Origin of the sequence: Pseudomonas sp. NFACC08-1, from assembly GCF_900106735.1 — a bacterium.
GTDB classification, from domain to species: Bacteria; Pseudomonadota; Gammaproteobacteria; order Pseudomonadales; family Pseudomonadaceae; genus Aquipseudomonas; species Aquipseudomonas fluorescens_Q.
This window is the reverse complement of the sequence record NZ_FNNL01000003.1, coordinates 383,291-395,548: the sequence shown is the minus strand read 5'-3', so window position 1 is coordinate 395,548 and position 12,258 is coordinate 383,291. Positions and strand designations below refer to the sequence as shown.

The 12,258-nt window shown below is 61.5% G+C and carries 11 protein-coding genes; 1 reads left to right on the top strand and 10 read right to left on the bottom strand.

Annotation, left to right across the window (positions count from 1 at the left end; all coding sequences use genetic code 11):
* Positions 1-34: 34 nt before the first annotated feature.
* The 9 genes from parC to BLU76_RS08775 all read right to left on the bottom strand — a co-directional run bounded on the left by parC (position 35) and on the right by BLU76_RS08775 (position 9,931).
* Positions 35-2,299 carry a DNA topoisomerase IV subunit A gene (gene parC / locus BLU76_RS08820; RefSeq protein WP_072340109.1) on the bottom strand — a complete coding sequence of 755 codons (2,265 nt, stop codon included), beginning with the start codon at positions 2,297-2,299 and terminating at the stop codon, positions 35-37.
* A gap of 10 nt (positions 2,300-2,309) precedes the next feature.
* Entirely contained in the window at positions 2,310-2,828 is a 519-nt protein-coding gene (locus BLU76_RS08815) for a retropepsin-like aspartic protease family protein (protein WP_092150866.1), read from the bottom strand.
* A complete protein-coding gene (locus tag BLU76_RS08810; RefSeq protein WP_092150863.1) occupies positions 2,825-3,811 on the bottom strand; it encodes an esterase-like activity of phytase family protein in 987 nt (328 codons plus the stop codon). The genes BLU76_RS08815 and BLU76_RS08810 overlap by 4 nt, the downstream gene beginning before the upstream one ends.
* Positions 3,811-5,715, bottom strand: a complete 1,905-nt coding sequence (parE, locus tag BLU76_RS08805) for a DNA topoisomerase IV subunit B (protein ID WP_063323201.1) — start codon at positions 5,713-5,715, stop codon at positions 3,811-3,813. Before parE ends, BLU76_RS08810 begins: the two co-directional genes overlap by 1 nt.
* Positions 5,716-5,756: 41 nt before the next feature.
* Positions 5,757-6,365: a YqiA/YcfP family alpha/beta fold hydrolase gene (locus tag BLU76_RS08800; RefSeq protein WP_092222413.1), complete on the bottom strand. Its 609-nt coding sequence runs from the start codon at positions 6,363-6,365 to the stop codon at positions 5,757-5,759.
* Positions 6,366-6,875: 510 nt separating this feature from the next.
* A complete protein-coding gene (locus tag BLU76_RS08790) occupies positions 6,876-7,235 on the bottom strand; it encodes a DUF6124 family protein (RefSeq protein ID WP_092222411.1) in 360 nt (119 codons plus the stop codon).
* 696 nt (positions 7,236-7,931) lie between these two features.
* Positions 7,932-8,747, bottom strand: a complete 816-nt coding sequence (cpdA, locus tag BLU76_RS08785) for a 3',5'-cyclic-AMP phosphodiesterase (protein WP_092222409.1) — start codon at positions 8,745-8,747, stop codon at positions 7,932-7,934.
* A 123-nt stretch (positions 8,748-8,870) separates the two neighbouring features.
* On the bottom strand, positions 8,871-9,323 hold the full coding sequence (locus BLU76_RS08780; RefSeq protein ID WP_003186471.1) for a DUF1249 domain-containing protein: 453 nt from the start codon (positions 9,321-9,323) through the stop codon (positions 8,871-8,873).
* The gene (locus BLU76_RS08775; RefSeq protein ID WP_092222407.1) at positions 9,314-9,931 is read right to left on the bottom strand and encodes an NUDIX domain-containing protein; all 618 of its coding nucleotides are present in this window, start codon (positions 9,929-9,931) and stop codon (positions 9,314-9,316) included. The genes BLU76_RS08780 and BLU76_RS08775 overlap by 10 nt, the downstream gene beginning before the upstream one ends.
* A 214-nt stretch (positions 9,932-10,145) precedes the next feature.
* On the opposite strand from BLU76_RS08775, the gene BLU76_RS08770 reads away from it, so the two are divergent.
* On the top strand, positions 10,146-10,892 hold the full coding sequence (locus BLU76_RS08770) for a DUF3298 domain-containing protein (RefSeq protein WP_092222405.1): 747 nt from the start codon (positions 10,146-10,148) through the stop codon (positions 10,890-10,892).
* Here BLU76_RS08770 and cytX read toward each other — a convergent pair.
* Positions 10,861-12,153, bottom strand: coding sequence for a putative hydroxymethylpyrimidine transporter CytX (gene cytX / locus BLU76_RS08765; protein ID WP_092222403.1), 1,293 nt, complete (start codon positions 12,151-12,153; stop codon positions 10,861-10,863). The genes BLU76_RS08770 and cytX overlap by 32 nt on opposite strands.
* Positions 12,154-12,258: the final 105 nt, after the last annotated feature.

Genomic DNA, 12,258 nt, shown 5'->3' with positions numbered 1-12,258 from the left:
GGCATTTAATCGCAGACCGAGCCCTCTAGTACGCCTAATTGAGGTTTTCGACGAGCAGCGCATCGACTCGCTGAAATCCCCTTGGAAGCTTGTTGCCCCGCCGACCACGTTCACCCTTGTAATGCTCAAGATCGTCAGCCTTCAACGAAAGCGTGCGCTTGCCTGCCTGTAGCACAAGCGTGGCGCCTTCCGGCAACACTGCAATATCCGTGACATATTCCTCACGGCTGGCGACCCGTTCGCCGGAAATACCAATAATCTTGTTGCCCTTGCCTTTCCCCAGCTGCGGCAGGTCGCTGATCTTGAACACCAGCAACCGGCCTTCGGTAGTGACCGACGCCAGCCAGTTGCTCTCCCGATCGGCCACCGGCCGTGGCGCAATCACCTTGGCGTTGTTCGGCAGGCTCAACAACGCCTTGCCCGCCTTGTTCTTGGCTTGCAGATCCTCGCCCTTGACCACGAACCCGTAACCCGCGTCCGATGCAATTACGTACAGTCCTTCATCATCAGGCATCAGCACGCATTCAAAAGTTGCACCCGGCGGTGGCGTTAAACGACCGGTCAGCGGTTCGCCCTGACCACGAGCCGACGGCAGGGTGTGGGCTGGCACCGAATAGCTGCGCCCGGTGGAGTCGACGAATACCGCAAACTGGTTGGAACGCCCGGCCGCCAAGGCCTTGAAGCCGTCCCCGGCCTTGTAGGAAAGCCCCGTCGCGTCAATATCATGACCTTTGGCGGAGCGCACCCAACCTTTTTCTGACAGCACGACGGTCACTTTCTCGTTCGGCAGAAGATCGTGCTCGCTCAGCGCCTTGGCTTCGGCACGCTCGACGATTGGTGAGCGACGGTCGTCGCCGTAGGTTTCGGCGTCCTTGAGCAGTTCGGTGCGTACCAGCTTCTTGAGCTTGGCTTCGCTGCCCAGCAGGGCTTGCAGCTTGGCCTGCTCCTTGAGCAACTCATCCTGCTCGGCGCGCAGCTTCATCTCTTCCAACCGCGCCAACTGCCGCAGACGAGTGTCGAGGATGTAGTCGGCCTGGATTTCGCTCAGGGCAAAACGCTCGATCAGGCTGGCCTTGGGGTGCTCCTCGGTGCGGATAATGTGGATCACTTCATCCAGGTTGAGGTAGGCAATCAGCAAACCGTCCAACAGGTGCAGGCGACGCTCGACCTTGTCCAGGCGGAATTGCAGGCGCCGGCGCACGGTCTTGACCCGGAATTCCAGCCACTCCACCAGCAATGCCCGCAGGTTTTTCAACTGCGGCTTGCCGTCCAGGCCGATGATGTTGATGTTGACCCGGTAGCTGGACTCCAGGTCGGTGCTGGCGAACAAGTGCTGCATCAGCGCGTCGTGATCGACTCGACTGTTGACCGGAATGATCACGATGCGGCACGGGTTTTCGTGGTCGGATTCGTCGCGCAAGTCAGCCACTTGCGGCGCTTTCGACGGTTTTGCCTGCATCATCGCGGCAATCTGTTCCAAGACCTTGGCCCCGGAGACCTGATGCGGCAGCGCCGTGACAATGATGTCGCCGTCTTCAACGTGATACACGGCGCGCATGCGCACCGAACCACGGCCGGTCTCGTAGATTTTCAGCAGGTCGGCGCGCGGGGTGATGATTTCCGCTTCGGTCGGGTAGTCCGGGCCCTGGATGTGCTCGCAGAGCTGTTCCACCGTGGCTTTCGGCTCGTCCAGCAGACGCACGCACGCCGTGGCCACTTCCCGCAGGTTGTGGGGTGGCACGTCGGTGGCCATGCCCACGGCGATGCCGGTGGTGCCATTGAGGAGAATATTCGGCAAACGTGCTGGCAGAACCAGGGGTTCGTCGAGGGTGCCGTCGAAATTCGGCCCCCAATCCGCGGTGCCCTGGCCCAGTTCGCTGAGCAGCACCTCGGAATAGCGCGACAGCCGCGCCTCGGTGTAACGCATGGCCGCGAAAGACTTGGGATCGTCCGGCGCACCCCAGTTGCCCTGCCCATCCACCAGGGTGTAGCGATAGCTGAATGGCTGGGCCATCAGCACCATGGCTTCATAGCAGGCCGAGTCGCCGTGGGGGTGGAACTTACCGAGCACGTCACCGACGGTACGCGCCGATTTCTTGTGCTTGGAATCAGCATCCAGCCCCAGCTCACTCATGGCATAGATGATCCGCCGCTGAACCGGCTTCAAACCATCGCCGATGTGCGGCAAGGCACGGTCCATGATCACGTACATGGAGTAATTGAGGTAGGCATTTTCGGTGAAGTCAGCCAGCGATCGGCGTTCTACACCGTCTAAGCTGTCTGCAAGAATGTCGCTCATGCGGGCCTCATCAGTTCGTTGTCTGGCGCAGCAGCATGGTGCCGTCGCGCTGGGTAAATTCAAGTTTGTTCAGGGCGCTCATACCCAGCAGCACTTGCGTGCCACCCAGGCCTGGCGCCACCAGGGCACGGACATCGCGCAAGACGATGTCACCCAATTGCAGCCGGTCGATGCGGGTGCGATAGCCCTCGCTCAAACCGTTGGCGGTACTCAACGTCACGCCGAAACCTTTTTCCAGCTTGAGGCGCTCGGCCAACTCCACCGGAATCGCCACGTCGGTGGCGCCCGTGTCGAGCATGAAATCCACCGGTTGGCCGTTGATCTGGCCGCTGGCGACGAAATGCCCCTGCCTATTGCCGACCAACTTCACCTCGATAAACCCTTCGCCTCTTTGCGAATACACCTGGGCATTGGGATTTTGCTGGCGCTGTTCCCATTGGGCAAAAAATCGCGTTGCCAGGAACAGCGCCGCGCACCAGGCCAATATCATCAACACCCGGCCAGCACGCTTGCCCGGCGGCTGACTCATGGCGAGGCGCCCCAGCCACCGTCCGGCGCGGCGAAGCGCCAGATGATCGGCCGCGTTTCGCCGTCGGCGCGGGCACCGTCATTGTTGTCCAAGCCGACCCAGGCGCCCTCGGCGTCCACGACCAGCGCTTCGGCCAGCCCATGCTCCTGGGAATAACGCCGACTGTCCTGCAACGCCTCGGCAGCGAACGACCAGCACCGCTCCACCTGGGCGGTCTGCTGGTCACGCCGACAGATCTGAAAGGCGTTGCGTTCCAGGGTAAACAGCTTGCCATTGAACAATGACAGATCAGCGAAGTCCCGCGAAACCGCCTTGGCCTTGGGGAATTGCGCCGGTTGCATCTCCAGCCCCGCTTCGCTCAGCAGCACGCAATTACCATCGCAGTCCCACACCGTCTGTTGGCGCCTGATCTGCAACAGGCCGCGACGTTCGCGCTCCGCCGCCAGCCACAACTGATCACCCGCCGGGTTGATCGCCAGGCCTTCGAACAAGGCGTTGAAATGCAGCAACATGCCACTGCCCCGGGCCTGACGGATCAACGTCGGGGCGATTTTCAACCAGGAGGCGTCTCCCGACGGCGACACTTGCAACACCGCGGCATGAGACTCGCTGACCACATAACGATTGCCAGCACTGTCGCAACTGATGCCTTCGAAATCCAGCTCACCACCACGCAGGAACGACGCAGCCCAGGTCCGGGAACGCAAACCCCAGGGCAAACCGCTGTCGGGCACCTCAGGCACGTCGATCTGCACCGCGGCTGCCGGCCAGACCCGCGCATCGGAAGGTGTAAGGCGGTAGATCCGATCATCGTCGCGATCAGAGACCGTCCACATTTCGTTGCCGCACCAGGCCAGCCCGGACAGATTGCCGCCGCGCATGCCATCGACGGCGTGCTCAGACAGCAACTTCAGTTCCGGCGCCGGTCCAGCGACAACCACCCCCGCCCACAGCCACAACGCCAGGGCGAAACCGTTGCGCATCAGGCCAACACCTCGGCCAGGTCCCCTTTGGATTCGAGCCAGGACTTGCGGTCGCCGGCGCGTTTCTTCGCCAGCAGCATGTCCATCATTTCCGACGTCGCTTCGAAATCATCCAGGGTCAGTTGCACCAGACGACGGGTGTTCGGGTCCATGGTGGTTTCGCGCAGTTGCGGCGGGTTCATCTCGCCCAGGCCTTTGAATCGAGTGACCTGTGGCTTGCCGCGCTTCTTCTCGGCCACCAGACGGTCGAGGATGCCGTCACGCTCGGCCTCGTCGAGGGCGTAGTAGATCTCCTTGCCCAGGTCGATGCGGTACAGCGGCGGCATCGCCACATAGACGTGACCGGCGTCCACCAGCGGGCGGAAATGCTGGACGAACAAGGCGCAGAGCAACGTGGCGATGTGCAGGCCGTCGGAGTCGGCGTCGGCGAGGATGCAGATCTTGCCGTAGCGCAGCTGGCTCATGTCCTCGGCGCCCGGATCGACGCCGATGGCGACGGCGATGTTATGCACTTCCTGACTGGCCAGCACTTCGCTGCCGTCCACTTCCCAGGTGTTGAGGATCTTGCCCCGCAGCGGCAGGATCGCCTGGAACTCCTTGTCCCGCGCCTGCTTGGCCGAACCACCGGCAGAGTCACCTTCGACCAGGAACAGCTCGGAACGCATCGGGTCCTGCCCGGCGCAATCGGCGAGCTTGCCCGGCAAGGCCGGCCCCTGGGTGATGCGCTTGCGCTCGACCTTCTTGCTGGCCTTGAGACGACGACCGGCGTTGTTGATTGCCAGCTCCGCCAGGGCCAGGCCGGTTTCCGGGTTGGCGTTGAGCCACAGGCTGAACGCATCCTTGACCACCCCGGAAACAAACGCCGCCGCCTCACGGGACGACAGGCGTTCCTTGGTCTGGCCGGAGAATTGCGGCTCCTGCATCTTCATCGACAACACGAAGGCGATGCGTTCCCAGACGTCTTCCGGCGCCAGCTTCACGCCACGGGGCAGCAGGTTGCGGAACTCGCAGAACTCGCGCATGGCATCGAGCAAGCCCTGGCGCAAGCCGTTGACGTGGGTGCCGCCCTGGGCCGTAGGGATCAGGTTGACGTAGCTTTCCTGGACGCTTTCGCCGCCTTCGGGCAGCCACAACAAAGCCCAGTCCACCGCTTCCTTGTTACCGGCCAGACTGCCGCAGAATGGCTCGTCGGGCAGGCGTTCGAAACCGCTGACCGCGTCCACCAGGTAAGAGCGCAGACCGTCTTCGTAATGCCATTCGACTTTCTCGCCGGTGGCCTTGTCCTCGAAACTGACCAGAAGCCCCGGGCACAACACGGCCTTGGCCTTGAGCACGTGCTTGAGGCGGCTGACAGAAAACTTCGGTGAATCGAAATACTTCGGGTCCGGCGCGAAATACACGCTGGTGCCGGTGTTGCGCTTGCCGACGGTGCCAACCACTTCCAGCTCGGTGGCCTTGTAGCCATCGGCGAAGGTCATCTGGTATTCGTTGCCGTCACGCTTGACCCGCACCCGTACCTGGGTCGACAAGGCGTTGACCACGGAAATACCCACCCCGTGCAAACCGCCGGAGAATTGGTAGTTCTTGTTGGAAAACTTGCCGCCGGCGTGGAGCTTGGTCAGGATCAGCTCGACGCCCGACACGCCTTCTTCAGGGTGAATATCCACCGGCATGCCGCGGCCGTCGTCGCTGACCTCCAGCGAGTGATCGGCGTGCAGGATGACCTGCACCGAACGAGCGTGCCCGGCCAAGGCTTCGTCGACACTGTTGTCGATGACTTCCTGGGCGAGGTGGTTCGGCCGACTGGTGTCGGTGTACATGCCGGGGCGCTTGCGCACCGGGTCGAGGCCCGAGAGGACTTCGATGGCGTCTGCGTTATAAGAGCTAGCGCTGGGAGTGGCCATGGGGTCTCGTCGTCAGTGTTCAGTGAAAAAGGGGCGATGGCTCACAACGACGTGAAGTCGATCGCCTGGTACAAATCGGCGCCAATGCCGGCAAAACTCAACAGCGCCGGCAACTGCTGGGCAAACCCTTGGAAACTGTGGTCGCCACCGGCCTGGATACGCAAGGCACAGGCGCGGTAATACTGCTGGGCGTGGCGATAATCCAGCGTTTCGTCCCCGGTTTGCAACCACACCTGAAACCGCTGCGGATCCTGGGGCGCCGGCACGTCCAGTTCGGCCAGGGCCGTGACGTGGTCGTGGGTCAATTCCCAGGTTTCGTCGGTGTACAAATTCTTCTGCGTGCCCAGGTAACCGTCAAACATCCGATGCGGGCTGACGGCAGGGTTGATCAGCAGCGCCTTGAGGCCGTGGCGTTCGGCCAAGTGAGTCGCATAGTAGCCGCCGAGCGAGCTGCCGACCAGCAGCGGTCGGCCCAGTTGTGCAATCGCCTGTTCCAGCTGACCGATGGCTTGGCGGGGGTGGTGGTGCAGGGCTGGGACTTGTAGGCGGTCGCTCAGGCCCAATTGCGCCATTACTTTGATCAGCTGACTGGCTTTGGTCGACGCAGGGGCGCTGTTGAAGCCGTGGATATAAAGGATAGAACCCGACATTGCCGACTCCCTGGGTGTGGGGCAAAGGCCGGAGTTTACAGGGAGTTTGTGGGGGTTTGGGGGTGAACTGTGCATCCAAGACAACACAAAACCCTGTGGCGAGGGGATTTATCCCCGCTGGGGCGCGAAGCGGCCCCCTTCAGCTGGATTGGGTACATATCCATTTCTGCGGTAACGGCCACTTAGGGTTCCGCCCTGACGGCGGGTCACTTTCGAAAAGCGCGAAAGTAACCAAAGCGCTTCTGCCCCACCACTCGGCACCTCGCCTAGGCTCGGTGTGCCCTCACTCCGGCATTGCTCCGTGGGCCCGCTGCGAAGGGCCATCCATGGCCCAGCGCAGCTATCCCGGCATCCATGCCGGGATGCCCACTCCACAATGCCTGCGTTCGGCCAGCGTGGTTAACGGGGCGCCGAGATCAACGTCCTCCGCGAGGCGGCCTGAGAGCCGACCTGGCTTAGGGTAATCGCGTTTCTCCAGTGGAAGCTTGCTCGCTTTTGCGCGCGGTGCGGTCAGGGTTGTGTATTGACGTTGTCCAGCATCCGATTCGCCAACAAGGCGCCCAGCTCGATCAGTTGCTGAATGCCAAGGGCAACATGGCGTCGCGAGCCTTTCAGGTCGAAGGCAAGGTCGCTGACCATGGCATCGGCTGAGGCCAGGGTTTCGCTGAGGTTGGCCAGTAGGCTTTCGGTGTCGACGCCGTCCACGACGGTGAACAGTTGACCTGAGGGCTTTTTCTTTTTGGCTTGAGGTTTGGGGTCGAGATAGTGGTCGATAACGCGCTTGGCGGCTTCATCAAGTATCGGGGGAATCTGGCTGGCTTCGGGAGAAATGGAATCGTTTTTTGTTGGCCCAGAGTTATCTTCAGACATGTTGGCGCTCCATTAGGATTGAAATAAAGCTCCTTTTTTTTTCAGGTTTCCAGGCCTGGCCGCTGAATTTTCAGCGACAGGAAAAGGTTAGCGACAGCCCTTCCCACCCGGCAACCGCCAGGGCTCGTCGGAAAAATCTGCTTGAACCAGGAAGGGCGTCCGACCATTCCCACAACCCCTGGTCGGCTGTCAGGCCGCCATCGCGAGCAAGCTCGCTCCCACACAGTTTTTTGGTCGTTTATAAGATCAGTATCCACCGCCGATCCCTGTGGGAGCCGAGCTTGCTCGCGATAGCGGTGGGTCTGCTTGCATCAATGCTGAATGTACCGCCGCCTTCGCGAGCAGGCTCGCTCCCACGGGGGAAACGCGGTCCCCATCAAGAACCAGGCCGGCTATAAGGCCGCCTCGCGGCGGACGTTGATCTCGGCGCCCCGTTAACCACGATGGCCGAACGTAGGCATTGTGGAGTGGGCATCCCGGCATGGATGCCGGGATAGCCGCGCTGGGCCATGGATGGCCCTTCGCGGCGGGCCCACGGAGCAATGCCGGAGTGAGGGCATGCCGAGCCCTAGCGAGGCACCAAGTGGTGGGGCAAAAGCGTTTTGCTTACTTTTGCGCTTCTCAAAAGTGAGACGCCGTAAGGGCGGAACCTTAAGTGGCCGTTACCGCAGAAATGGATATGTACTCAATCAAACCTCAGTAACCGTCGGACTCATAGTCCGGGGTAAAAGCAAACCCAACCACCCGCTCAACCCCCGTCTCCAACCGCCCATCCGGCCAAAGCCGCAACCACCGATACCCCGGCGCCTGCGAGCCCACCGCAAAATCCTCACTCCCCGGCTCAAACTGAATACAAGTCGAAGGCGAAGCCAACAAACGAACCCCCTCGCGCACCCGGTCAACCTCCTGATGCACATGCCCCCACAGAACAGCGCGCACCTGGGGAAACCGATCCAACACCGCAAACAACGCCTCAGGATTACGCAACCCGATAGGCTCCATCCACACACACCCAATCGACACCGGATGATGATGCAGACACACCAGATGATGCCGCTCCGGCGCCTCACTCAACGCATTGGCCAACAGAATCAACTGCTCCTCAGCCAAAAACCCCGGCACCGAACCCGGCACGGCGGAATCCAACAGAGTGACGCGCCAGTTGCCAATATCCACCACCGGTTCGAGCAGCGTGCTCTTGACCGCCGCTTCAAGCATGACCTGCGGCTCATCATGGTTACCCGGAATCCAGCGCGCCGGCGCATCGATTCGCCCACTCATCTGCCGAAACGCCTGATAGGACTCCAGCGTTCCATCCTGGGACAAATCCCCCGTGGCCAGCATCAAATCGATCTTCGGCTGCTGCTTGAGCACCAGGTCAACGACCGCCCGCAGGCTGTCGCGGGTATTCATGCCCAGCAACGAACCGTCGGCCTCGGCAAACAGGTGACTGTCGGACAGCTGGACCAGCAACGCCGCATCAGCGGTGGTCAGGATGGATACGTTCGGCAAATCGCTCTCTCCCAGGCGCACTCACGCCGTTGGATGACGCCGCAATTATGCTGGGGAAGATCGAAAGGGGAAACCCGCGAACCGGAACCGGTTCACAACCAGTGTCCAGTATTTGAACGACAACTACCGAACGACTTCGAACTCGTGGCCCAGCGCCAGGCAATGACTCAGCCATTCACCCAAAAACAGGTTCAACTGGGCCTTTTCGTCCGGCTGGTGCATTGACGCATTGGGATAAGGATAGATGCCGCGAAAGCGTCGCGCATGTTCGGCACTGACGACTTCGGCCATGCGCGCATCATGATAGACCTGGACTTCCAGCTGCGGCACCGGTAGCCAGGGTAGGCTGTGCTCCTGGCGCACCTGCAAGGTCGTGGTGTACGGGCAGGTCTGCAGCACTTCGAGGGCCAGCACGCCGAGCATCTGGTCGCCGTGGGTCACGGCGATACGCCGCGGCGCCGGATCGTTGCGCATGTCCGGCAACAAGCGCATCAGGCGGGCGTAGTTGGCCTCGCAGGCGGCCTGCAACCCCACCAGATCGACGCGATAGCGATCGCGCAGCTTGTTCAGGACCATAACCCCCTCACTTCCTCGCGGTTCAAGGCCAGCCATTGCAGGGCGATGATGCTCGGTGCATTGCAGATTTGTCCGTCGCGCACAGCTTGCAGGGCATCTTCGAAAGACCAGACCTTGACGCGGATATCTTCCGCCTCTTCCTCCAGGCCATGCAGCCCGCCCGCCCCCGAGCTGTCGCAACGCCCCAGGTACAAATGGACGAATTCATCGCTGCCGCCCGGGGATGGAAAATACTTGGTCATCGGCCAAAGCGCAGCGAAGGCAAGCCCAGCTTCCTCCTGCGCTTCACGATGAGCAACTTCTTCCGGTTGTTCGTCCTTGTCGATCAGGCCGGCCACCAATTCCACCAGCCAAGGGTTGGCGACCTTGTCCATGGCGCCGACGCGAAACTGCTCGATCAACACCACTTCATCGCGCTGCGGGTCGTAGGGCAACACGCACACCGCGTCATGGCGCACGAACAATTCACGGCTGATTTCGCGGCTCATGCCACCGGCAAACAATTCGTGACGCAAGTGCACACGATCGAGTTTGTAGAAACCCTGGAAGCAGCTCTCGCGCTTGACAATGTCCACGGTGCTCGGTGCGGCGTTGGCGAAATCGGTCATGACAATCCTCGTGTGCAATGGATCAATACGAGGTTCCAACCTCGGCTTCGCGCCATCCTAACGCGCCCGTACCCTTTGATGCAGCCCCTTTCCACTCATCGGGATGGACGGCAGAAGGTGAAAGAACTCTAATGAGCTTAGTGGCGAACTGATTGTCCTGCTGGCAGTCGAAGCGGGTAACTTTTCGCCTTTCCCTGTTCCATGAAGGACGCCCATGTCGCTTTTCAAAACTGCCTCCGTGGCCGCCATTGCCCTGACCCTGGGCGCTTGCCAAAGCCTGTTCCAACCCAATTACCGCGCACCGCTGGAAACCACCCGCGATGCGTCGGAGCAACTGCAACAAGGATGCGCCAGTGCCGACTGCCCGTTGGTGAACATCGATACCCTGCACTTTCCCACCGAGCCGGCCCTGGACGGCATCGTCGAAAAACGCCTGCTGCAAATGACCCGCACCACCCCGGACGCCCCGGTTGCACCGACGCTTGCCGCCTATCGCGAGCAGTTCCTGCGCAGCGCCGCGCCCCGCAACAGCAGCTATTTGCAGGCCAAGGTACGTGAGCAACATGACGGCCTGGTGATCATCGAACTGTCCAGCTACCTGGACACCGGCGGCGCCCACGGCACGCCGGGCCGCGGCTTCATCAACTATTCGCGCCAGCAACACAAGGATCTGACGCTGTCGGACATGCTGCTGCCGGGCCAGGAGGAAGCCTTCTGGAAAGCCGCCCAGGTCGCCCACAACAGTTGGCTGATCAGCACCAAGCTGGATCAGGAACCCGAGTTCCTGAAACAGTGGTCCTTCCAGAAAACCCCACACGTGGCGCTGACCTACGGCGGGGTGATCCTCAAGTACGAAGTGAGCACCATCGCCCCGTACGCCCTGGGCCACATCGAATTGAAGATCGCTTACCCACGCCTCAATGGCATCCTCAAGCCCGAGCTGTTCCCCGGCCGTAGCTGAAAGCCCGGCCCAGCAACAGTTGCAGCAACCCTGCCAGAATCAGCGACGGCAGGGTTGCGCCGATGTCTGGATGGAAGTTGGCCAGCAAGTGATAAGTGCTCACCCCACCCAACCAGGCCAACAGGGCCGGCCAGCGCAATGCGGCTGATACCACTTGGCTGCTGCGCTTGCGCAGGATGAAGTGATCCACCAGCACCACGCCAAACAGCGGTGCGAACACCGAGCCGATCAGCAACAGGAAGTTCTGGTACTGCGCCAACGGCGCGAAGCAGGCGATCAAGGTACAGAGCACGCCAATCGCCAAGGCCAGGTGCTCGACCTTCAGCCCCGACAACATGCCACTGGAGACCGCCGCCGAGTGGATGTCGGCGAAGGCGTTTTCCGACTCATCCAGCAGAATCAGCAGCAACGGAATGCCCAACCCGGCGCCAGCCAAGGCCAATAGCAACGCATTGACTTCACCGCTCGGCGCGAACGCCAAGGTGTAGGCCACGCCCAGGCTCATCAGCCAGACGTTACCGATGAAGAATCCCACGGCAGTACCGCCGAAGACATTCCTGGCACGTTTGCCGAAGCGCGAGTAGTCGGCGATCAGCGGCAGCCAGGACAACGGCATCGCAATGGCGATATCAAACCCCACCGCCAACGGCATCGAGCCATCGCCTGCCTGGGCCCACAACGCCGCCAGGTCAGCCTTGGCGAACAGGTTCCAGGTCAACCAGATGCACGCCGCCAACAGCAGCCAAATGCCCCACTTACGCAGGACTTTACGCACGAACGTCAGCGGCCCGCTGACCGCAAGCAGGGTCGCCAGGGCGCCGAAGAACAGCGTCCACAGCAGTGGGTTGGAGCCCAGGCTGCCTTCGCTGAAGGCTCGGGCACCGAGCAGGCTGGCGGCATCACGCATGACGATGATTTCGAACGAGCCCCAGCCGATCAACTGCAGCAGGTTCAACACCGCCGGCACGCTCGCGCCCTTGCCGCCGAGGCTGAGCTTGAGGGCCGCCATGGCCGACAGGCCGGTGTCGCTGCCGATCACGCCGACGGCCGCCAGCAGCAGGACGCCCACCAACGTGCCGAGGAAAATCGCCAGCAACGAGCCGCTCAAGCCCAGGCCCGGCGCGAGCAAGGCGCCGACCTGCAAGACCATCAGGCCGATGCCCAGGGAGAACCACAGGGAAAACAGATCGCGGGCGCCGAAGACACGTTTGTCCAGGGGGACCGCGGTGTCTGGGGAGTAGGTGCTGGGTTGGATGTTCACAGAGATTCTCAAGGGAGATTATTGTTTTGGGTCGCAGATCACCCCTTGTGGCGAGGGAGCTTGCTCCCGCTGGTCTGCGAAGCAGACCCAATACCAAACGCCGCG

What these genes read in the sequence shown, in the direction of transcription:
- parC (WP_072340109.1), bottom strand. Translation starts at nt 2,299, where the DNA reads ATGAGCGACATTCTTGCAGACAGCTTAGACGGTGTAGAACGCCGATCG.
- BLU76_RS08815 (WP_092150866.1), bottom strand. Translation starts at nt 2,828, where the DNA reads ATGAGTCAGCCGCCGGGCAAGCGTGCTGGCCGGGTGTTGATGATATTG.
- BLU76_RS08810 (WP_092150863.1), bottom strand. Translation starts at nt 3,811, where the DNA reads ATGCGCAACGGTTTCGCCCTGGCGTTGTGGCTGTGGGCGGGGGTGGTT.
- parE (WP_063323201.1), bottom strand. Translation starts at nt 5,715, where the DNA reads ATGGCCACTCCCAGCGCTAGCTCTTATAACGCAGACGCCATCGAAGTC.
- BLU76_RS08800 (WP_092222413.1), bottom strand. Translation starts at nt 6,365, where the DNA reads ATGTCGGGTTCTATCCTTTATATCCACGGCTTCAACAGCGCCCCTGCG.
- BLU76_RS08790 (WP_092222411.1), bottom strand. Translation starts at nt 7,235, where the DNA reads ATGTCTGAAGATAACTCTGGGCCAACAAAAAACGATTCCATTTCTCCC.
- BLU76_RS08780 (WP_003186471.1), bottom strand. Translation starts at nt 9,323, where the DNA reads ATGGTCCTGAACAAGCTGCGCGATCGCTATCGCGTCGATCTGGTGGGG.
- BLU76_RS08775 (WP_092222407.1), bottom strand. Translation starts at nt 9,931, where the DNA reads ATGACCGATTTCGCCAACGCCGCACCGAGCACCGTGGACATTGTCAAG.
- BLU76_RS08770 (WP_092222405.1), top strand. Translation starts at nt 10,146, where the DNA reads ATGTCGCTTTTCAAAACTGCCTCCGTGGCCGCCATTGCCCTGACCCTG.